Origin of the sequence: Xenorhabdus thailandensis (assembly GCF_037996785.1) — a bacterium.
Classification (GTDB): Bacteria; Pseudomonadota; Gammaproteobacteria; order Enterobacterales; family Enterobacteriaceae; genus Xenorhabdus; species Xenorhabdus griffiniae.
Genome location: NZ_JBBMXF010000007.1, coordinates 1036920 through 1060876 on the forward strand (window position 1 = coordinate 1036920; position 23957 = coordinate 1060876).

Consider the following 23957-nt stretch of genomic DNA (forward strand, 5'->3'; position numbering starts at 1 on the left):
GCTCTTAGCCATGGCGAATAGACCGGTAAAAATAACAGGTTAAATTGAGGATTTTGTTTTAGCCATTCCCTGACCTTATGGCTTTTGTGAATACCATAATTATCTAAAATTAACGTGATACTTTTGGCTTGGCGATACTGACGATTAATTTTATCTAACATTTTGATAAATAGATCAGCGTTTTTCTTTATACCACAGACATAAGTCACTTGACCTGTTCGTACCTCAAGGCAACCTGCAAGGGAGTGCTTTTGATTTTTCCCTGGTGTCATCACGCGTTTTTGTTGTCCTTTTAGACACCAGTCTGCCCCGATTTTAGGATTCAGATCGATATCCACTTCATCTTCATAAAAAACAAGATGTTGCTCTGATGCGTTGGCTAAGGCTTCGGTGATTTTTGCCATTTTTTCGTCATACTCCGGATCAGGCTTTTTGACAGTAGGCGCCGCTCTTCGCCAGACAATACCCACCTGACAAAAGTAACGATAAAGCGTACTTTTCGACAGTGATAACCCTAATAATTCATTGATTATCTGAGTGATAAGTTCAATACTCCAGCGTGAACGCAAACGTCAAAATCCTGCGGGGAGTGTGATAATAAGAACGACAACAAGCTAAAAATCGAGGCTAAATTCCATCGAGCAGGCCTTCCTCTCGGTAAGCTTTTTAATCCTTCCAGCCTATATAACGTTAACCAATTTATCCAGCGATGGACGGAAGAACGTGAACAATGAAGGGTTCTGGCGATGTAAGAAACGGTCTGACCTTCATGTAACATCAAGAGTGCCATGAGTCGGCGGGCATAATCTTTATCCCGGGTTTTATGAATAAATTTTTTCATCTGACGTCGTTCATTTCGGGGTATTAGTGCTATGATTCGCATCACTCAGTCCATTTTGGGATTTTTTTGATTTGGCGATTAATCAGATCGCAAAAATTGGACTGAGTTCCCTTCAAGTGACCTACTATTTTGAAAGCTTATTTGATCCTATATACCTTTTCATAATAGTGAGAGTATCAGCATGCTGTGTTCCTTACCCCACGTGTCACGCGGGATAAGGAGTACTCCTATCATTTTGAAAAGCTATTTAGTGGTCAATTTAGACCAGTTTGCCCTGCCTATACGTGACCCCAGAATCGACATCTTGGTAAAAAGCCTCTAACCTTAAATCATATGTGAAAATTATTTGGTAATTCTACTCATGAAAAAATACAATTACTCGGTATTGTCACTAGCTATCAAAATAGCATGTCTTTTTACAGGAATAAATACCAACGCAACCGCAGATTCATCATGTGGAACCCTGAATGGAACCACGAAAATTGATTTCATCAAAAAAGACTCCTGTAACCTTGTAAGCCATGAAACTGTGGTAATCGAAGATGGAAAATCGATTGTTGTGCCTGTAGGTTCCGACTCATCCAGTAATTATCATTACGAATACAATGCTGTTAATATTGGTAATGATGATAATTTCTCTCAACCTATCTCTGCCAATGAGGTAAATAACTTTGGTATGTTATATGGATATATTGGAGTTAATGTAACCCATACTGGTTCTGTTGAAAAAATAGTTAATAGCGAACATGGGATTATAGATGGAGCCTATGCTGCACTGTGGATTTCGGGCCAGCTAAATACATTAGATAATAATGGAACAATAAAGTTTAAAAATGGAACTAGCAATTACTCCATATATGTCGATGCTGCACAAGGAATAGGAGACTTAGATGGCATGTATGGGAATGTAACAGAAATAATTAATCGAAATAAGGGAAATGTAAATGGAATTCATGTTGATTATTTATCTAAGATTAAAACGATTAATAATGATGGAACTGTGACTGGTATCGAAGATGGCATTCATGTTGCCGGTGGGGGAACTATAGAGAATTTATCTAATAATTTAGAAAGCAAAGGTATTATTGCTGAACAGGATGCTATTCGTGTCACTGGAGAAAAAATATCAAAATCTAAAACTGCATCTAATATTACAAAGATTACTAATGCCTCTTTAGTCTATGGAAAACAAAATGGAATATTTATTGATGATAAAGGAGTAATTGGTAGTATCTCGAATACGGATAGTGGCGAAATAAAAGGGGATAAGTTTGCTATAAATAATATGGGAACCATTTCCGATGGTATTTACAATTCTGGTGCGATTACCAACGGTATTCACAATTCAGGCGCGATTACTAACGGTATCCACAATTTAGGTACAATTACGGGTAATGTGGCTCTTGGTAAAGACAAACTTTATCTTTCCGGTCCCAAAGCTATTCTGGATGGCGATGTGACTGGAACAAAAGATTCCGTTGTAACTATTGATGGCAATGGAACTAAATTGAAAAATTATACCCATCATATGAAAGTGGGTAAGATCACCTTATTAAAGGGAAGCGAATTTTATCTAGGTGATGGAGGACGTATTTCTGGTGATATAACAAATGATGGAACACTTCATTTCAACCAAGCTGGTAAAGAAACATATAACCATATTATCAGCGGAATAGGCAATATTCACAAAATCGGTATTGGCACAACCATTTTGACAGCAGAAAATACTTTTATTGGTGAAACAAGCGTTGAATCTGGGACGTTGCAACTAGGCGATAGTGGAACAACAGGAAGCATTGATAAGACATCCAAAGTTACGCTCGGGCGGAACGGAATACTGGCTTTTTCTCATACCGATCCTATTACTGACTTTGCCATTGATATTGATGGAAACGGCTCTATTTCTCAAATGGGCGCTAATGCTCTGACGTTGACCGGTAATATCAAAACCGGCAAGCCAATCACTGTGAAATCAGGATCACTAAGATTCGGTGATGGAGCTAAAATTGGTAAACTTTTTCTTGCCGGGATTAACAATCAAGGGACAGTGATTATTCATGGTGCAAAGGACAGTGTAGCTACATTGGATGGTGAGATGAGTGGGACAGGTACTCTGGAGATCGCCGGCGGCAAAGCTGTCATAACCAGTGACAGTACCTACTCGGGTCAGACTAGCATTGGCAATGGCGCAACGTTACAACTCGGTCATGGTGGAACGACCGGAAACCTGACCAAAAGCGATATTTTAAACAAAGGCACCTTGGCGCTCAATCTGGGTGGGACAACCAATTTTGAGGGTGTTATTTCTGGAAGTGGTCATATCGATAAAATTGGCGCTGGCGTAACGAGGCTAAGTTCGGATTCCTCGGCTTTTACAGGATCAACGCATGTTGAAAGGGGGACTCTTATCGTTGATGGACAGCTAGGCACAACAACTTCGGCTTTCAATGTTAAAAATGGAGGGACTGTTAATGGCACAGGCATAGTTGGGGGTAAAACAACGATTGAAAGCGGCGGTTACCTTACAGGAAAACAAGGCGATACTCTGACGTTTAACAACGATCTTATTCTCAGTAGCGGCGCAAATGTGAATATTTCGCTTGGGGCAGAAGATACATCCGCGCCGGTATTATTTGATGTTCGTGGTAATTTGACACTGGCAGGAACACTTAATGTCACGGATCTTGGCGGATTAGCAGCAGGTGAATACGATATATTCCATTATGGTGGCACCTTAACCGATAACGGAATGACGTTCACTGGCGGAAAACCGAACTCACTCTCTCTCGGTACAAATAAAAACCATAAAGTCTATCTCATCAATACTGGTGGTATGCTTCTGAACTATTGGGATGGTGGTGACATCAGTAAACACAACAATAATGCCATTGATGGTGGTGATGGTATTTGGCAGATAGGTGGAAATGATAACTGGACGTCAAAAACAGGCAATTCCAATGCCAGTTGGAAAGGCACTGACCAGTTTGCCATTTTCTCAGGGACCGCAGGGACTGTGCAGGTAGATAATAGCGGCGGCAATATCACTGTAAATGGTATGCAGTTTAGCGCCGATGGCTATAAAATCACTGGCGGTTCTCTGGTCTTAGAGAATGATAAAACAGGCAGCGCCAAAATTCGTGTTGGAACGGGTAATAAGTCAACTGCTGGTAGGGTTGCCACGATTGAATCAACCCTGACAGGGTCGGCTACACTTGAGACAACGGATGACGGGACGTTGGTTTTGAAAGGTGAGAATAAGTACACCGGCGGCACGAAAGTGACGCAGGGTGTCCTCCAGATAGGTGACGGTGGTACTAAAGGCAGTATTTCCGGTGATGTGGTCACAGGCAGTAAAGGGACGCTGGCTTTTGACCGCGCAGATGCTGTGACATTTGGCGGCAATATTACTGGCGAGGGCAAACTTATTCAAAAGGGTAAAGGGACGCTGGTGCTTACCGGCACGAATGCTCATTCGGGCGGCACGACAGTGACGCAGGGTATCCTCCAGATAGGGGACGGCGGCACCCAGGGCAGTATTTCCGATGATGTGGTCACAGGCAGTAAAGGGACGCTGGCTTTTGACCGCGCAGATGCTGTGACATTTGGCGGCAATATCACCGGCGAAGGCAAACTTATTCAAAAGGGTAAAGGGACGCTGGCGCTTACCGGCACGAATGCTCATTCGGGCGGCACGAAAGTGACGCAGGGTGTCCTCCAGATAGGTGACGGTGGTACTAAAGGCAGTATTTCCGGTGATGTGGTCACAGGCAGTAAAGGGACGCTGGCTTTTGACCGCGCAGATGCTGTGACATTTGGCGGCAATATTACTGGCGAGGGCAAACTTATTCAAAAGGGTAAAGGGACGCTGGTGCTTACCGGCACGAATATCCATTCTGGTGGTATAGTAATTCGTCATGGCATTTTGCAAATCGGTGATGGACATAGCAGCGGAACCCTTACCGGATTGGTCGAAAGTGGGGAAGGTACGAAACTGGTTTTCAACCGTGCTGATCAAATGGCATTTTCCGGTTCCCTAAAAGGGCAAGGGCAAATGGTGCAGGCGGGTAACGGTACAACCCTTCTGACCGGCATTAACAACTATACAGGCACGACGGAAGTACAGAAAGGGACGCTTCACCAAGGATCGGAAAGGGCTTTCAGTGCAGATTCGTCTTATACAATCGGGCAACATGGTAAGCTTGATATGGGCGGATTTAATACGACTATTTCCGCTTTGAATAACAGTGGCACAGTCTTGGCTGGTGGAGATGACAAAGCCGTAGGGCGTACACTGGTGATCGCAGGTAACTATAGCGGTAATAACGGTATAGTGAATTTATCGACCGTGTTGGAAGGCGATAACTCAAAGACTGACAGACTGGTGGTGAACGGCAGCACATCTGGCACAACTCATCTCGTTATCAAAAATGTCGGCGGCGCGGGGGCACCGACGACTGAAGGCATCAAGGTTGTTGATGTGAAAGGCACGTCGGATGGCATTTTCAGTTTGGTTGGTGATTATAGTTATAAGGGAGAGCAAGCCGTTGTGATCGGTGCCTATGCTTACCGGCTTCATAAGAATGGTATTGATAATTTGGATGGAAATTGGTATCTGCGCTCGTCGCTGACCAGTCAAAAACCCAACCCAGATCCTCTACCAAAGCCACAACAACTCTATCATGCTGGCGTTAGCGTTTACGAGGCTTATGGACGAGTTTTACAGACCCTGAATATGCCTGAGTCTTTGCATGGACGAGTTGGCGGGCGTGAGGACAAACTGCGGGGTGTGAATAGCTTCAGAACCACTGCTGACGAGGATAGCGCAGACGATAGCACAAACCCATCATTGCCCAGTGGCACATGGGGACGGATGGCAGCTTCTTACGGCAGATTATCACCCCGCATCACCACATCTGGAGCTGGCGATATCACCTATAACATGGCTCGTGCTCAAATCGGCATAGACGGCCGCTTGTATGAAAATGACCACGGCTCAGTGGTTGGTGGTGGTTTCCTGCAATATTCGAATATTAATGCAAACGTGGACTCCGTGCATGGTGAAGGTAAAATCCGTGCGAATGGTTACACGATAGGTGTGACAGGTACATGGTATGGCAATAATGGGTTTTATCTGGATGGCTTAACGCAGCTTACCTACTTTGAAAATGACTTGGATTCAAAGACGGCCAGTCGTCAACTGGGGAATAATAAGTCTGCTCTGGGATATGCATTGGGTCTGGAAGCAGGGCAACGGTTTGATTTGACCCCAAAATGGTCGCTGACTCCGCAAGTACAGCTTGTGCATTCTGCCATCAATATGAATGACTTCTATGATACATTTGGAGCCAAAGTCCGCTTTGATCAAAGTAGGAATGTGAAATTGCGCATAGGTGCGACGATAGACTACAGCCAAAAGTGGAGCGAAGATCAGGGCAAGGCTGAAAAAGCCGCTAATCTTTACGGCCTGTTCAATCTTCGCCAAGAGCTGCTGGGGCGTAATGATGCGGTTGATGTTGCAAATGTTGCCTTTCACGGGGGGAATGACCGCACTTGGGCTGAGACAGGTATCGGGGGTTCCTACAATTGGAATGATGGAAATTCTTTCATCTATGGTCAGACTTCCGTCAACACCAGCCTGAATAATTTTGACAGCTATGAACTGAGTGCGAAAATTGGGCTAAGAATGACGTGGTGATTAAGAGAGTGCTATTGGTGTCAAGTTAAAACCGTGGGGATGATACCCCACGGTGAGAATGCTTATTTCATTTTGGTACAATTGTTTTTTTAGTAATAGCTAGGGCGTGTTGACGTTTACCGTTTATCATTTACTCAACCCACATGGGTAGCCATATCATGACAAATGCCAGCGCCAACATGCTGGCATAATTTCGGGCTAATTTATCGTATCTTGTCGCAATAGCTCGAAAATGTTTTATTCTGGCAAACGCATTTTCGACCAAATGCCGATAACGGTATAAAACATCATCAATATTCTTATCTGATTTTCGGCTGTTTTTTCGATAAGGAATCACTGTTTTCGAACCTCGTTTTTCAACGAATCTTCTGAACACGTTACTCTCGTAACCTTTATCCGCAATCACAAAATCGGATGTGGGTGAATGTGCAACTAAACTTTCCGCATGGACAATGTCATGTGTTTGGCCCCCTGACAGCTCAAAATGCACGGGCAGCCCGTAACTGTCTACAGCCAAATGAATTTTTGTAGAACGCCCACCCCGACTCTTGCCAATGGCTTCATCTTCCGGTGATACGGCTCCTGAACTGTGTTGATGAGCACGCACAATACTGCCATCAATGAATAACCACTCGGTATCCGTATTCTCAGATAATAATTTGAATAATAGCGCAAAAACCCCTTTTTTTGACCAGGCATTGAAACGCTTAAAAAGGGTATTCCATTTTCCGAATTCCTCGGGTAAATCCCGCCACGGACATCCCGTTCTCATTCGATAAAGTATCCCTTCGAAAGTTAGGTAATGTTCTTCTTTGTAGTAAATGCATCCATGTTGTTGCATCAATACAGCTAGCGTATTCCATAAAGATTTTGATAACATTGTTCTTGGCATGATGAGCTGGAGTAATGGTTTTTTCGCGAAGACAATGATACCAGATCATCATGCTGTTCAAATTCCCCTTTCAAAACGTCAACACGCCCTAGTTGTATTGAAGCAACAAAGTGAATGAATTGACCACAAAGAAGCGCATTACCTAACTTTCTAAGGGAACCTTTATTGAATGAGAACGGGATGCCCGTTGTGGGATTTACCTGATGAATTTAAAAAATGGAATATCCTCTTTAAACGTTTTAATGAATGGTCAAAGAAAAGGTATTTTGAAATTATTATTCAAATTATTATCTGAAAATACGGATGCTGAGTGGTTATTCAGTGATAGCAGTATTGTCCGTACTCATCAACACAGTTCAGGCGCGATTTCTACAGAAGATGAATCTATCGGTAAGAGCCGAGGCAGATGCTCGACTAAACTTCATTTAGCCACCAACAGTTACGGTTTGCTTGTATATTTTGAGTTATCTGGCGGTTAAACGAATGATATTGTGCATGTGGAAGGTTTGGTTAAATATTCACCGGAATCAGATTATGTGATTGCTGATAAAGGTTATGATAGCGGCGATTTTAGAAGTTTCGTTGAAAAAAGGTGAGAAAACGGTTATTCCTTTATCGAAAAAATAGCCGAAAATCAGATAAGAATATTAATAGTTTTTTATACCGTTATCGACATTTGTCGAAAATGCGTTTGCCATTATATGGCTACCGATGTGGGTTGAGTGAATGATGAACAATAAACGTTAACACGCCCTAGCAGCAATTTTATTTGTATAGAATCCTGTATACATTTTATAATGATATTAAATAAATTATTTAATATCAATATGTTAAGTGATTTTTATATTCCGGTGGAGCATTGATGTTTAGCGTTTATCATTCGAATCAGCTCGATATTCTCAAGGAATTGATGGCGATATTGATTGGGGAAGATCCCCTTTCTGACCCATTTGGCAAAGAAGTGATTTTGGTTCAAAGCCCAGGAATGTCACAGTGGTTGCAAATTCAGCTGGCAGAAAAACTGGGTATTGCTGCGAACATGGAGTTCCCACTGCCTGCAACCTTTATCTGGCAGATGTTTACCCGAGTGTTGCCTGATATTCCCAAAGACAGTCATTTCAGTAAGGATGCTATGAAGTGGAAATTGATGACCTTACTGCCCGGTTTGTTGACAGAGCCAGAATTTTCAGCGCTCAGGCATTATCTTGATCAAGATATTGATAAACGTAAAATTCACCAGTTGGCTGGCAGAATTGCCGATCTTTTTGACCAATATTTGGTTTATCGTCCACATTGGTTAGAAAGCTGGGAAGAGGGTCAATTAATTGACGGCTTGGGTAGTAACCAGTTATGGCAAAAAAGGCTATGGTTTGAACTGACAGCATATACCCGCCAGTTACAACAACCTTTGTGGCACCGCGCCAATTTATATCAACGAGTTATATCGACATTGGAGGAAGGGCGCTTTCCATTAGGGGCTCTTCCCTCGCGTATTTTTATCTGCGGTATATCTGTATTACCTCCCGCTTACCTGCAAGTATTGAAGGCATTGGGTAAACATATTGATATTCATCTTATGTTCACGAATCCATGCCAATATTATTGGGGTGATATCCAGAGTTATGCTTTTCTTGCCAGATTAAATAGCCGTAAGCCAAGACATTATAAGAGCAGGCAATTGCTGGAAAGATTCAAAAATCCCGAAGAGGCGCCATCGCTGTTTAATGCTGAAGGGGAACAGGAGTTGAATAATCCATTGCTGGCATCTTGGGGAAAATTGGGAAGGGATAACCTCTACCTGTTGTCACAATTGGAGCCAGATTCCGATATTCATGCCTTTGTTGAATCAAAACCAGATTCTGTCTTGCACCAAATTCAACAAGATATCCTTAATCTTGAAGATCATGCCCAGATTGGTTCTACCGAAAATTCCTTCAAAAACAGCCTGAAAAAGCGCCCATTTAATGGTACTGATCGTTCATTGACTTTTCATTCATGCCATAGCCCACAGAGGGAAGTCGAAGTATTGCAGGATCAAATCCTGCATTTATTGGATGATGACCCTTCACTGACACCGAGGGACATCATTGTGATGATGGCGGATATCGATAGCTATACTCCCTATATTCAAGCTGTTTTTGGCAATGCGCCTGATGATCGTTATATCCCTTTTGCCATCTCTGATCGTAAAGCTCGTCAGGCACATCCTGTCTTGCAGGCATTCATTACTCTGTTGGATCTGCCGCAGAGTCGGTTTACGGCAGAACAGGTGTTGGCATTATTGGAAGTTCCTGCTTTAGCTAATAAATTCGCGATTCAGGAGGAAGGATTGCGTTTATTGCGACGCTGGGTAAAAGAATCGGGAATTTGCTGGGGGTTGGATGATGACAATATTGAAGCATTATCGTTGCCTGCCACAGGGCAGAATACCTGGCACTTTGGCCTGACGCGTATGCTATTGGGTTATGCGATGGATAGCCATGCCGGGCCGTGGAACGATGTTTTGCCTTATGATGAATCCAGTGGGCTTGCTGCTGAACTGGCAGGGCAATTAGCTGAGTTTTTAATGGCATTGAATCTCTGGCGTAAAATTTTGAGTGAAGCACAGCGATTGACGGATTGGTTGGTTATATGCCCGCAACTGCTGGAAACTTTTTTCGAGATGGATGATGAAATTGAACTGGTTCTGGCACTTATTACTCAGCAATGGCAAAAAGTGATTGATGATGGCCTGAATGCCCATTACGAAGGACGTATTCCTTTGGTGTTGTTGCGTGATGAGTTGGCGCTTCGTTTTGATGATGAAAAGATCAGCCAGCGTTTCCTCGCCGGAGCACTCAATTTTTGCACTCTGATGCCTATGCGCTCCATTCCTTTTAAAGTGGTTTGCCTGTTGGGAATGAACGATGGCGTTTATCCACGTACTATCCCGCCACTTGGGTTTGATCTGATGGCAGAAAAGACTCAGCGAGGAGATAGGAAACGGCGCGATGATGACCGTTATCTCTTTCTGGAAGCGTTGGTTTCGGCGGAACAATTTCTCTACATTAGCTATATTGGTAAATCGATTCGCGATGATACTGAGTGCAACCCCTCTGTATTGGTCAACGAATTATTGGATTATATTTGTCAGAGTTTTTGCTTAGCCGGCGATGAAATGTTGAATGTTGATGACAGCGCCAGAAATGTCAGAAAACATCTGCTATCACAGCATACCCGTGTACCTTTTGCGAAAGAGAATTTCTTACCTGACCATCACTTACAAAGTTATGCTGCAGAATGGTTGCCAGCTGCGACACAACAGGGGGTTTCAGCAACTGATTTTTGCCAGCCGATTGCTTTTGATCGCAGTGGGGTAAAAGAAATTGCATTAGATGAGTTGATCCGCTTTTATCGACACCCTGTCCGGGCATTCTTTCAGCGACGACTGAAGGTGCATTTTGTCATTGAAGAGATGGAGTTACCCGAAGAAGAACCTTTTGTGTTGGATAACCTGCAACGTTACCAATTTAACCAACTACTGCTAAGCATCTTGATTGAACAGGGGACACCTGAATCTCTGTTTTACCACCTCCGTGCGTCGGGAGGGTTGCCCTATGGTTCCTTTGGTGAAGTTTATTGGATGGAGCAACTGGAATCCATGCAGCCTTTGGCCGCCAGGGTGCGTGAAGAGAGAACGACCTCTTCTTCTATTGACCTATATGAGCCATTAGACATGGTGGTATTGACTGGCTGCATCAGTCAGGTACAGCCTGATGGAATTTTACGTTGGCGACCAGCGAACTTAACGGCCAATGATGGTATCCAATTATGGATTGAACACCTTGCCTATTGTCTTTCAGGTGGAAGTAGTGAAAGCCGCATATATGGAACAGGTAAAAAGGGCAAAAAAGAGAAGGGAGATAAGAAGGTGTCAGAATATCGATTCTTACCGTTAAAACCGGAGGAGGCGAAGCACTATTTGAACCAGATGATAGAGGGGTATTTTCAAGGTATGTCTGAACCTCTTCCTTTGTTTTGCCGAAGCGGCTGGGCATGGTTAGTTGACTGTTTTGATAAGGAAACGGGTGAAATTGATTTTCGCGAAGAAGTTCAACAAAGCGCTGAAAATAAATTAATGGAACACTGGTTAGGAACACATGACAGGAAAGGGGAAAGCGCTGATCACTACGTACAACGGGCTTTCCGGCAAGTTGATCAATCACTTTTGGAGCGAATGAAGCGTGAAACTCAGCACTATTTACTGCCGATGGCACGCTATTCCAATGGATCATTATTTAAATAATTAGGGAGAATATTAGGTTATGCCTAAATGTCTTATCCGCATCATGACGGTGCTCTTTCTGCTATTTTTTGGGGTTACTGTATATGCACAATCGCCCTGGCAGCCATTGCCAGATACGATCCACAAAAGTGATCGCGACCCTCGTCAATATAAAGCGATTAAATTGCAAAATGGCATGACCGTTTTGCTGGTTTCTGATGAGAAAGCGATTAAATCATTGGCTGCCGTCTCTCTTCCGGTTGGCCATATGGAAAACCCAGATAATCAGCTTGGTCTGGCTCACTATCTTGAGCATATGGTATTGATGGGTTCCAAGCGTTACCCACAACCCGGCGGATTTGCTGAATTCTTGCAAAAACATGGAGGAAGCCGTAACGCCAGTACCAATGCCAACCGTACGGCATTCTACCTGGAAGTTGAAAATGGCGCCTTAACAGGAGCGGTTGATCGCCTGGCGGATGCGCTGGCTGAACCTTTGCTGGAGCCAGTCAATGCGGATCGTGAACGCCATGCCGTTGATAATGAAATGACCATCGCTCGTGCGGGTGAAGGGCATCGCTTATGGCAAATTCGTTCCGAAACCCTCAATCCAGCTCACCCTAACGCTCGCTTTGCGGGTGGAAATCTAGAAACACTGAAAGATAAACCTGACAGCAAATTACAGACGGCCCTGATTGATTTTTACCAACGCTATTACTCCGCTAATCTGATGAAAGGAGTTATGTATGGCAATCAATCCATCGATAAATTGGCTCAGATTGCGGCAGAAACCTTTGGCCGTATTCCGAACCGACATGCTTCGGTGCCTGCCATTACTGTACCGGCAATGACAGATAAAGAAAAAGGCATCATTATCCATTATGTGCCCGCACAACCTTACAAAGCGTTGAGACTGGAGTTCAGCATTGCTGACAACAGTGCCGATTTTCGCAGTAAGACTGACGCTTATGTCGGGTATTTGATTGGTAATCGCAGCCAAAATACCTTGTCTGATTGGTTACAAAAGCAGGGGTTAATCGAAAGTATCGATGCCGGGGCACATCCCAAAACTGATGGTAATTCCGGGACGTTTAATATTTATGTTTCACTCACGGATAAGGGGCTTGAACAGCGTGATCAAGTTATCGCAGCCATCTTTTCCTACATTAATCTGCTAAAACAGCAGGGGATCAACAAGAGTTATTTCGATGAAATGGCTAAGGTCCTGAATTTGTCGTTCCAGTATGCGTCAATTGTACGCAATATGAACTACATTGAATGGCTGTCCGATGCCATGCTGGTATTGCCTATATCCCATGTGCTGGATGCGAGTTATGTTACAGATGAGTTTAATCCAAAAGCAATAGCGAGCCGTCTGGACGAATTAACGCCGGAAAATGCACGTATCTGGTTTATCAGCCCAACAGAGCCACATAATAAAGAAGCCTACTTTGTGCAGGCCCCGTATCAAGTCAATAAAATGACGTCAAGCCAGTTGGCGGAATGGAAAAAACTCGAACAAGAAGACTTATTTTCTTTGCCTGAGTTGAATCCTTATATTCCTGATGATTTGCCTTTGATAAAAACATCGGGTAGCCAAGAACATCCTAAAATGATTTTGGAAAAACCCAATGTCCGCTTGCTGTATATGCCGAGCCAATATTTTGCCGATGAACCTAAAGGCAGTATTGCACTGGAGATGCGTAATCCAAATGGATTACAAAACATCAAAGATCAGGTTTCAGATACCTTATTAAACTATTTGTCTGGGCTTGCACTTGATCAACTGAGTTATCAGGCATCGGTTGGGGGAATGGGCGTTAATACCGGTTATGTTGATGGTTTGAAAATCAGCGTCAATGGTTATACACAGCATTTACCAGCGTTGTTAACTTCCGTAATTGATCAATATATTTCGTTTACACCGACTCAAGAAGAACTGGATCAGGCGAAATCGTGGTATCGGGAACAAATGGAAGTCGCCAATAATGGCAAGGCTTTTCAAATGGCGCAGCAACCTATTTCCCGCCTCTCTGGTGTGCCTTATTTTGAACAGGCTGAAAAATTGAAAGTGTTGGATACCATCACGGTTGACGATATTGTCAACTACCGTCGAAGCATGATCCAACACTCGGCATTACAGGCTTTGGTTTTCGGTAATTTCACTGAACAGCAGAGTATTAACATCGTTCAGTCAGCACAGAAGCAGCTCGCTAACCAGGGAACGGTATGGTGGACTGGCAAGAGCATTGTGATTGATCGTAATTATGCGGTTAATTTCAATGGAACGGCAAATAGCACGGATAATGCTCTGGAAGAGATCTTTATTCCAACGGGGTATGACCATATCCAGGGATCGGTTTATTCCAATTTGCTGAGTAGCATTTTGTCGCCGTGGTTCTATGATCAATTGAGGACGAAAGAACAGCTTGGTTATGCCGTTTTTGCTTTCAACGGAAATATAGGTAAACAGTGGGGATTGGGCTTCTTGCTGCAAAGTAACAGCAAGCAACCGGATTACCTGCATCAACGCTATCAGAGCTTTTATCAACAGGCTGATAAAAAACTGAAAGCGATGTCTGATGCTGAGTTTGAACAGTATAAAAAATCGCTGCTAACAGAAATGCGTGAGCCGCCACAGACTTTCTATTTAGAAGTGGCTCGCTTTGATGCAGATTTTGGGCGCAATAATTTCAAATTTGATACCCGTGAGAAAATCATTGCAGCGATGGAAAAAGCCACCAAAACGCAGGTGATTGCGTTTTATGAAAAAGCCGTGCTTAAACGTCAGGGATTGGCACTGGTTTCCCAAATTACTGGGAAAAAAGGTACAGCTCATCAATATGCCGAACTGAAAGGCTGGAAAACTTACGACTATGTGTCAGATTTCCAGAAACAATTACCGGTTAAGGTGAATGCTCAGTGAGCACAGAAATACCCTCTCATAAGCTTAACCCGTTAACACTGCCGCTGTATGGTCAGCGGCTGATCGAAGCGTCAGCAGGAACGGGAAAGACTTACACGATAGGTTTGTTGTATCTCCGGCTGTTACTCGGATTAGGCGGCTCTGCCGCCTTTTCCCGTCCGCTGAATGTCGAAGAGATCCTGGTTGTGACCTTTACGCAAGCGGCGACGGATGAATTGCGTGGACGTATCCGTGAAAATATCCATCAGCTCCGTTTGGCTTGTATACGGCAAGAAACAGCGGCCAGCGATCCAGTCTATCAGCAATTACTGGCTGAAATTCCTGATAGGGAAAGTGCGGCCAGCTGGTTATTGGCTGCTGAACGCCAGATGGATGAGGCGGCGATTTATACCATCCACGGCTTTTGCCAGCGTATGTTGGTCCACAATGCGTTTGAGTCTGGTGTTCTGTTTGATCAAACCTTAATTCAGGATGAAAACCAGCTACGTAAACAAGGCTGCGCTGATTTTTGGCGCCGTCACTGTTATCCCCTGCCATTGCCAATCGCTGCGGAAGTCAGCCGGATATGGAATGGGCCGGAAGCATTATTGAAAGATATTTCAGACTACTTGCATGGAGATATGCCGTATATCGTCAATGCCCCTGAGGGTGATGAAACGCTGTTTAGCCGTCATCAGAAAATCATTGAGCAGATTGAGGCGATAAAGCAGCAGTGGAATAGCGCCGCTTCTGGGTTAGAGGAGCTGATTACTCATTCAGGTGTTGATAAGCGCAGTTACAGCAAAAAATATTTACCTAATTGGCTGAATAGTGTTTCTGAGTGGGCTAAATCACCTACCGAAGATTACCTGTTGCCCAAAGAGTTGGATAAATTTTGTCAGTCACGCTTGTTAGAAAAAACGAAAAAAGGGGAAGCTCCGCAACATGCGTTGTTTGCGGCAATTGATGGTTTATATCAGCATCCATTGACGTTGAAAGATATTCTCCTCTCCAAAGCAATTGTTGAAGTTCGCCAATCGGTTAATCAGGAGAAACTTAACCGTGGTTACATGGGATTTGATGATTTGCTGACCCGTCTGGACAGTGCCTTGCAACGTGCAGGAGGAGAACAACTTGCAGCAACCATTCGGCAGCGTTATCCCGTTGCAATGATTGATGAATTTCAGGATACCGATCCACAACAATATCGCATTTTTCAGGCTATATATTGCCATCAATCAGAAAATGAACGGGCTGAAAACGAAACGGGTTTATTGTTTATTGGCGACCCTAAACAAGCGATTTATGCGTTTCGTGGGGCAGATATTTTTACCTACATTCGTGCGCGTTCTCACGTTAAGGCCCATTACACGCTGGAAACGAACTGGCGTTCTTCCACACCAATGGTGCAGGCTGTCAATACACTGTTTTCCCGCCCAGAACGCCCATTTTTGTTTGCACAAATCCCTTTTATTGACGTTAATGCCGCAGAGAAAAATCAGGGTTTGAGGTTTTCCTTGTATGGTGAAGATCAAACCGCTTTGCGCTTTTGGTTACAGTCGGGTGATGGTGTTTCCAAAGGGGAATATGAGCAAACCATGGCTCGACAATGTGCTGCCCAAATACGGGATTGGTTGCAGGCTGGTCAAGAAGGGAAAGCGCTTTTATATCGGGCAAAAAATCAACCAACAGAAACAAGCCGTCCGGTGATGGCAGCGGATATTACGGTGTTGGTGCGTGATCGCCGAGAAGCAGCATTGATCCGTAATGAATTGAACGCGCTAAAGATACCGTCGGTTTATCTTTCCAACCGAGAAAGTGTGTTTGATACGCCAGAAGCGAAAGATTTGCTGTGGTTGTTACAGGCAGTATTAGCACCGGAAAAAGCGCGCGAATTACGAAGTGCATTAGCCAGCAGTCTATTTGGCTTAAGTGCACAACAAATTGACCAGTTAAATAACGATGAAAGGGCGTGGGATCGTCTGGTTGATGAATTTGATGGCTATGCCCGTTTATGGCGTACTCGTGGCGTATTACCCATGTTGCGGGCAGTAATGGTGAAATACCGGATAGCCGAAAATCTGCTGGCAGGTGATGACGGTGAACGCCGGCTTACCGATATTATGCACATTGGTGAGCTGCTGCAGGAGGAATCTCAACAGCTAGATAGCGAACATGCCGTTGCCCGCTGGCTGGCACAACAGATCTCACGGCCTAATCCGCAATCAGAAAACCAGCAACTGAGATTGGAGAGTGATCGGCATCTGGTGCAGATCTGTACCATACATAAATCTAAGGGCTTGGAATATCCGTTGGTTTGCTTGCCTTTTGTTTGTGGTTACAGAAAGCAGAAGCAGGCGGTTTATCATGATCGCCATAACTTTGAGACTCATCTCAATATTTCTCATGATGATGAAGCGTTGAAAGAAGCGTTGGAGCTGGCTGATGAAGAACGCCTGGCTGAGGATCTACGCTTGCTCTACGTTGCATTAACACGTTCGGTTTATCACTGTAGCGTCGGGGTAGCCCCGTTGATTAAAGGAAATAGAGGCAAAGCAGGCGATACTGATCTGCATTTATCTGCCCTTGGGTACTTGCTGCAAAAGGGACAAAAAGGTGATGCAGAACTCTTGATTAATAGTTTGAATGAACTTCGTGATAACGGCATTGAGATAAGGCAAGTGGGAAATACCACTGACTTGCCGTGGTATCCACAAAGTGAAAATACTCTGTTGCTGGAAGCCAAAAAATTGCAACGTGCCGTTCGGGACGATTGGCGGGTAACAAGTTATTCGGGGTTACAATATTCTGCTTCCCATGCCATCTCTTCCACTTATGCGGGGGCACTTGGGGAATCAGTTGATGTGATTGTGCAATCCATTTCGCCTAAGCTGGATATTGAAGCGAGTGGTGAAAAGCAGGGAGAACAGTCGTTACAGATGACTCCGCATACTTTTCCACGTGGAGCGTCTGCGGGCACATTCCTGCACAGTATTTTAGAAGATCTGGATTTCGGCAATCCTCCGGATCAGGTGTGGTTGGTGGAAAAACTGACAGCATCAGGATTTGATGAAAACTGGGCACCGGTATTGCAACAGTGGATAGAGGATATTCTGGGCGCAGAACTGAATGAGCAGGGAATGAAACTTGCTGATGTACCTCGTCATCACCAACAAAGTGAAATGCAGTTTTACCTGCCAGTGGATAAGTTATTATATTCAAAGGAGATTAATGCATTGATTCGTCGTTATGATCCGCTGTCTGCGCAATGTGCTCCGTTATCCTTTCATCAAGTCAAAGGCATGTTAAAAGGTTTTATTGATTTGGTTTTTTGCTGGCAAGACAAGTTTTACGTTGTGGATTACAAATCAAACTGGTTAGGTGAGAACAGCCCGTCGTATACGCAAGAAGCAATGGCAAATGCCATGATAGAGCACCGTTACGATTTTCAGTATCAGCTTTATACCTTAGCGCTGCACCGTTATTTGCGTCATCGGTTAGCTCATTATGATTATCGCCGCCATTTTGGTGGCGTGATTTATCTGTTTTTGCGGGGTATTGATAAGGATAACCCAGGGCATGGTATTTACTCCTATCTGCCTCCCTTTGAATTTATTGACGAACTGGATACGCTTTTTAGTGCTGTCGGTGAGGAAAAAAGCGGATGAATTCCATGATGTCACTCTTGCAACAGGCGGTGAGCCAGAAGCTGCTGCGTCCTTTGGATGTGCAGTTTGCTTATGCGGTGATTGAGGCTGAAAATCCACTACTACTGTTGATTACGGCCTTGTTAAGTGCCGAATCAGGTGCGGGGCATGTCTGTTTGCCACTGGAGCGGATTTCGCCAAAATATTTTTTTGAAGGCAGGCAGCCGGAGTTAGCTGCATCGCTTTGGTCTTTGGCCGGAGAACCCGATCAACAGCAAATTTTGGCTGTTTTGCAGGCATGTCCGGCGGTCAGTATGGGGGAAACGCCGGCACCGATGATCCTTTCCTGTCAAAAAGAGCGTGATTACCGCCTGTATTTACAACGTATGTGGCAAAGTGAACGGCGGGTTGCGGATTTTTTTGCTGCTGTGGAGTTGACCGACACTTTTGCTCAACCTTCCCATGATCAAACGGCGCTTGATGAACTCCAGTTACGTCGCATTTTGGATGCGCTTTTTGGTGTCACTGCTGAAGGAGACATTGATTGGCAAAAAGTTGCCGCTGCCGTGGCGGTAACGAGCCGTATTTCGGTGATCTCTGGTGGGCCAGGAACTGGCAAAACCACGACAGTGGCTAAGTTGCTGGCCGCCTTGATCAAGTTGCATGAAGGGAAAAAATTAAGCATCCAATTGGCTGCACCAACCGGCAAGGCAGCGGCCAGATTAACTGAATCACTGAGGGAAGCGATCAAGAAACTCGATTTGACGCCAGAACAGTGGCATAGCGTTCCAGAACAGGCGCAAACTCTCCATCGTTTACTGGGGGCGCAACCTGATAGCCAAAAACTGCGTTATGGGCGTGATAATCCGCTGTCTCTTGATATTTTGATCGTTGATGAGGCTTCAATGGTGGATTTACCGATGATGGCTCACTTGGTCGATGCTTTGCCGCCGCGGGCGAAAGTGATTTTCTTGGGGGATAAAGACCAACTTGCATCGGTTGAAGCCGGAGCGGTATTGGGAGATATTTGCCGTTTTGCTGAACAAGGTTATAGCGCCAAACGTACTGAGCAATTGGCGCGCTTGACGGGATGTCAGTTAACCTCTTATTCCACCTTACATTCCGATAAAAATATGCCCGCCGTGCGGGATAGCCTGTGTTTGCTGCGCAAAAGTTATCGCTTCAACTCGGCTTCCGGCATTGGGCGATTGGCATCAGCTGTGAATCAAGGGGATCGCAGAGGCGTCGCGGCAGTGCTGGATCAATCTTTTCCCGATGTTGATTTTTACCCGCTTGCAGTGGATGAAGATTATCAGCGTCTGTTGACGGAAACCGCGGCGGGTTATTCTCAATATTTAGCCATGGCAAATGAACGGATGGCGGAAGAAGCTATTTTGGCGACGTTTAATCGTTTTCGATTATTGTGCGCGTTAAGGGAAGGTCCCTTTGGTGTGACAGGGCTGAACCAACGAGTGGAACAACTACTGCACAGGAAAGGCGTCATTACCCTCCCCAAAAATGTGGAGAGCCGTGGTTATGTCGGGCGTCCTATCATGATATTGCGTAATGACAGCACGCTTGGGCTGTTTAACGGAGATATCGGCATTATGCTCAAAAATCAGGATAATGAGCTGAAAGCCTATTTCCAGCTATCTGATGGACAGATTAAAGGATTTCAGCCAAGCCGGTTGCCCCAACATGAAACGGCTTATGTGATGACAGTGCATAAATCTCAAGGATCTGAATTTGAGCATACGGCTTTGGTGTTGCCGACCCAACATTCACCCATAGTCAGTCGGGAATTAGTGTATACCGCCCTGACGCGGGCGAGGGAAAAATTGACGATTTATGCCAATAAGTCCGTTTTGGATAGAGCGGTAGCTACAGCAACACAGCGGCGGAGCGGGTTGGTAGATTGGTTCAACCCGCAATAAAAAGCGCTATGGTTAAGGATCATTGGGTTAGTCTGACGTCAGCAAGCCTGTAAATCCAGCAGCAAAATTTTGGAACGGCGCTGATAGTTATACAGCGCTTGTTTTTCCACAGGCAACATATCTATTTCTGCGGGCTTAAAGCCTTTCTCCTGAAACCAGTGAATACTGCGGGTTGTGAGTACGAAAAGTTTTTCCAACCCTTTTTGTTTCGCCTGACTGGAAATGGCGTCTAGCAGAATTTCACCTCTGGAAGAATTTCGATAGTCTGGATGTACGGCAACACAGGCCATTTCCCCAATTTTTTCATTGGGATAAGAATATAAGGCAGCGCAGGCGATAGTGATATTATCGAGTTCAATTAAGGTGAAGTTATCAATTTCCATTTCCAGTTGTTCACGTGAACGGCGTACCAAAATACCTTGTTGCTCCAATGGGCGAATAAGCTCAAGAATGCCACCAATATCATTAATATTGGCGCGGCGTATCTGTTCGGAACGTTCCATAACAATTTGAGTGCCGATACCTTCGCGGGAAAATAGTTCCTGAACCAATGAGCCATTTTCTTGGTAACTGATCAAATGGCTGCGGCGAACACCACGGCGGCAAGCCTTAATCGCTCCCCTTAAGAAACGCACGGTGCCTGAATGATAGTCACCAGTGTTTTCCAATTTGTGCAGGTGAGTTTCTCCTTCATTAAGAAACATTTCTGATACAGTGTGGCCGTTAGCGTCAAGTGCGCCCTGAGATGAGCAAAATCCAATTAATTTTTCTGCTTTTAATTTGATCGCCAGTTGGGTTGCAATTTCTTCGGAAGTGAGGTTAAAACTTTCTCCTGTAACGGAAACGGCAACTGGCCCAATCAGCACAATAGCACCGTTATCCAGTTGCTGGTTAATTGCTTTCTCATCAATACGACGAACCCTACCACTATGGCAATAATCGACGCCGTCATCGATTCCTAGCGGTTGGGCGATAACGAAGTTTCCGCTGACGACACTAATATTAGCGCCTTGTAATGGGGTATTATTTAATCCCATGGAAAGACGTGCTGTGATTTCTAGCTGTAATAAGCCTGCTGCCTGTTTGACCAAATCCAGTGTCGTGGCATCGGTTACTCTGGTGTGTTTGTGGTAAACCGATTGGCAATGGTGTTCGGCAATGTTTTGTTCGATTTGTGGACGGGCGCCATAAACAACGATTAAACGAATGCCCAGATTATGCAGTAATCCAATATCGTTGACGATATTAGAAAAATTCTCATGGGCGATGGCTTCACCTCCCAGCATAATGACAAAGGTTTTACCTCGATGTGCATTGATATACGGAACCGAGTGACGTAAGACTTCAACCAATTCGGTACTGCGTTCGTTCATGAAACCCTCTCTGATTGAATTTTTATTCGTATTTTTTGTATTTTTATTCTTTTTGAAGGGAAATGGCAAGCGGAAATATGGATAAAAATAACGTTATTATTTATATTGGTATAAATAAATGAGAGGATCAGAAAATACGTTTTTTGATGACAGACGTTTGCTAATTAATTAGAGTTCCTGCCTAACTATTATGTTTGGTAAAGATTACTGCGTTTGGTTGTTTTTAAGCGGAATAAATAATGAGTCATTCAGACCATAATACTTCACGTCGTCGCCTGCTGAAAGGCGCAGCCGCTGTATGGTTATTAAGCATCAGCCCAATAGGTTATGCAGCGACTTCAAAAGTTATTGCTGTGCGTATTTGGCCTGCATCAAGTTATACCAGAGTAACGCTGGAGTCTAATATTCCACTTAAGTATCGCCAATTTTCGCTTACAAACCCTAATCGTATTGTTATTGATTTGCAGGGTATTCAACTTAATAGCATTTTGAGCAGCATGGGGGCACAGGTTCAGCGGCGTGATCCTTACTTAAAATTAGTGCGAGCAGGGCAATTTAATCCTAAAACGGTGCGTTTAGTCTTTGAAATCAAACAACCCGTCTCCCCGCATATTTTCACATTGCCACCAATTGCAAAGTTTAAACATCGTCTGGTGCTCGATCTGTATCCCAAAAAGGCGGTTGATGTGGCTAATGATCCTTTACTGGCCCTGCTTGAAGAGTACAACAGTGGGAACCTGGAACAGAATTTGCCTGCACAGACACGCAAACCTGGCAAGGCCGGCAAAGACAGACCGATTGTGATTATGCTCGATCCTGGTCATGGTGGTGAAGACTCTGGGGCGATTGGGAAATATAAAACCCGTGAAAAAGATGTCGTGTTGCAAATTGCCCGTCGTTTACGGGCGCTCATCAAACGTGAGCCGGGCATGAAAGTTTATATGACGCGAAATGAAGATGTGTTTATTCCCTTGACGGTGAGGGTGGCAAAAGCCCGTAAGATGCGGGCTGATCTCTTTGTTTCTATTCATGCAGACGCCTTTACAAGCCGCTCTGCACGGGGATCATCCGTGTTTGCGTTGTCAACTAAGGGCGCTACCAGCAATACGGCGCGTTTTCTCGCCCAAACTCAGAACGAAGCAGACTTAATTGGTGGCGTCAGTAAAAGTGGCGATAAATATTTGGATCATACCATGTTGGATTTGGTGCAAACCGCGACTATCAATGATAGTTTAAAATTTGGTAATGAAGTGCTCAAGCGGATGGGAAAAATCAACAAGCTACATAAAAATAGCGTCGATCAGGCGGGATTTGCGGTATTGAAAGCGCCAGATATCCCTTCCATTTTAGTAGAAACTGCCTTTATCAGTAATCTGGAAGAAGAACGTAAACTTAAGACAGCAAAATTCCAACAACAAGTGGCAGAATCTATTTTTGCTGGCATTAAGGCGTATTTCAAGAATGGGGCTGAATTGGCACGGCGGTGAAATATCCGCTTAAAACCTATGATGCCAAGGATGGTTATTTACTTTATGTTTATACCAATCTAACTTCAAGATGCTTTTGATTTATCTCTGCTAAACGGGGATAGATCAGGTTTCATAGCGTGTTGTAAATTGCAACTTGAAGTTTAATGCGTATTTAAATCGGATTTAAATATTAATTTTAAAATTAGTGGATATTAGGTGATCGAACCGTAATAAGGATCAGATGAAAATTGGAGGAAAAAATGAAAAGGAATATTTGGTTGCGGGGGCCGGATTTGAACCGACGACCTTCGGGTTATGAGCCCGACGAGCTACCAGGCTGCTCCACCCCGCGTCCGTCTGTCTGCAAATCTTGATGAGTAACCATGAATGCAAACACTGAGTAATGACATCATATAGCGTTGGTTGCGGGGGCCGGATTTGAACCGACGACCTTCGGGTTATGAGCCCGACGAGCTACCAGGCTGCTCCACCCCGCGTCCGTCTATCTGCAAATCTTGATGAGTAACCACGAATGCAAATACTAAATGATGACATTTTTTACTGCCAAATTGTCTTTGCTACCAGAGCAAATCGACGCAACATCATACCGATATGATATGCAATCGAATTGGTTGCGGGGGCCGGATTTGAACCGACGACCTTCGGGTTATGAGCCCGACGAGCTACCAAGCTGCTCCACCCCGCGTCCGATGTCGGCACACTATACTCTGGAACGACACGGTTGCAAGTTTTTTTATTGATTTTTATTAAATTTGTTTGTTTTTTGCTTTAAAAGCAGCCTAATTGTTTTGTTTTTGCTCGATTGATTTGGCTAAAACGGTAAGCTGTTTTATCTAACTAACCCGAATTCTGGAACAGGTTTCTATCTGGAACACCTTTGGAAATATCACCACAACGATTTTCCCATCTTGTTCCA

Annotated in this window: 8 protein-coding genes, 3 tRNA genes and 2 pseudogenes; 7 read left to right on the top strand and 6 right to left on the bottom strand. The window is 44.3% G+C overall.

The window, feature by feature from the left end:
• Positions 1-5: 5 nt before the first annotated feature.
• A pseudogene (locus AAC853_RS07325) lies at positions 6-883 on the bottom strand (IS630 family transposase); the annotation flags it as partial.
• 319 nt (positions 884-1202) lie between these two features.
• Between AAC853_RS07325 and AAC853_RS07330 the strand changes: the two are divergent.
• On the top strand, positions 1203-6536 hold the full coding sequence (locus AAC853_RS07330) for an autotransporter outer membrane beta-barrel domain-containing protein (protein ID WP_340614099.1): 5334 nt from the start codon (positions 1203-1205) through the stop codon (positions 6534-6536).
• A gap of 130 nt (positions 6537-6666) precedes the next feature.
• Here AAC853_RS07330 and AAC853_RS07335 read toward each other — a convergent pair whose 3' ends face one another.
• The gene (locus AAC853_RS07335; protein WP_340613462.1) at positions 6667-7428 is read right to left on the bottom strand and encodes an IS5 family transposase; all 762 of its coding nucleotides are present in this window, start codon (positions 7426-7428) and stop codon (positions 6667-6669) included.
• Between the two features lie 124 nt (positions 7429-7552).
• Between AAC853_RS07335 and AAC853_RS07340 the strand changes: the two are divergent.
• The 5 genes and pseudogenes from AAC853_RS07340 to recD all read left to right on the top strand — a co-directional run.
• Positions 7553-8154 (top strand): annotated as a pseudogene (locus AAC853_RS07340) (IS5 family transposase); the annotation flags it as partial.
• A gap of 136 nt (positions 8155-8290) precedes the next feature.
• A complete protein-coding gene (gene recC, locus AAC853_RS07345) occupies positions 8291-11713 on the top strand; it encodes an exodeoxyribonuclease V subunit gamma (protein ID WP_340614100.1) in 3423 nt (1140 codons plus the stop codon).
• 19 nt (positions 11714-11732) lie between these two features.
• Positions 11733-14618 (top strand): pitrilysin, encoded by a 2886-nt coding sequence (ptrA, locus tag AAC853_RS07350; protein WP_340614101.1) that lies wholly within the window; start codon positions 11733-11735, stop codon positions 14616-14618.
• Positions 14615-18265, top strand: a complete 3651-nt coding sequence (gene recB / locus AAC853_RS07355; RefSeq protein ID WP_340614102.1) for an exodeoxyribonuclease V subunit beta — start codon at positions 14615-14617, stop codon at positions 18263-18265. The genes ptrA and recB overlap by 4 nt, the downstream gene beginning before the upstream one ends.
• Positions 18266-18270: 5 nt before the next feature.
• Entirely contained in the window at positions 18271-20178 is a 1908-nt protein-coding gene (gene recD / locus AAC853_RS07360) for an exodeoxyribonuclease V subunit alpha (protein WP_340614177.1), read from the top strand.
• Positions 20179-20216: 38 nt separating this feature from the next.
• Here recD and argA read toward each other — a convergent pair whose 3' ends face one another.
• Positions 20217-21551 carry an amino-acid N-acetyltransferase gene (gene argA, locus AAC853_RS07365; RefSeq protein ID WP_340614103.1) on the bottom strand — a complete coding sequence of 445 codons (1335 nt, stop codon included), beginning with the start codon at positions 21549-21551 and terminating at the stop codon, positions 20217-20219.
• A 239-nt stretch (positions 21552-21790) separates the two neighbouring features.
• On the opposite strand from argA, the gene amiC reads away from it, so the two are divergent.
• Positions 21791-23038 (top strand): N-acetylmuramoyl-L-alanine amidase AmiC, encoded by a 1248-nt coding sequence (gene amiC / locus AAC853_RS07370; protein ID WP_340614104.1) that lies wholly within the window; start codon positions 21791-21793, stop codon positions 23036-23038.
• Between the two features lie 257 nt (positions 23039-23295).
• On the opposite strand, the gene AAC853_RS07375 is transcribed toward amiC, so the two are convergent.
• From AAC853_RS07375 to AAC853_RS07385, 3 genes are all read right to left on the bottom strand, one after another.
• Positions 23296-23372: transfer RNA gene (locus tag AAC853_RS07375), tRNA-Met, on the bottom strand.
• A gap of 68 nt (positions 23373-23440) precedes the next feature.
• Positions 23441-23517, bottom strand: a tRNA-Met gene (locus AAC853_RS07380).
• 132 nt (positions 23518-23649) lie between these two features.
• Positions 23650-23726: transfer RNA gene (locus tag AAC853_RS07385), tRNA-Met, on the bottom strand.
• Positions 23727-23957: the final 231 nt, after the last annotated feature.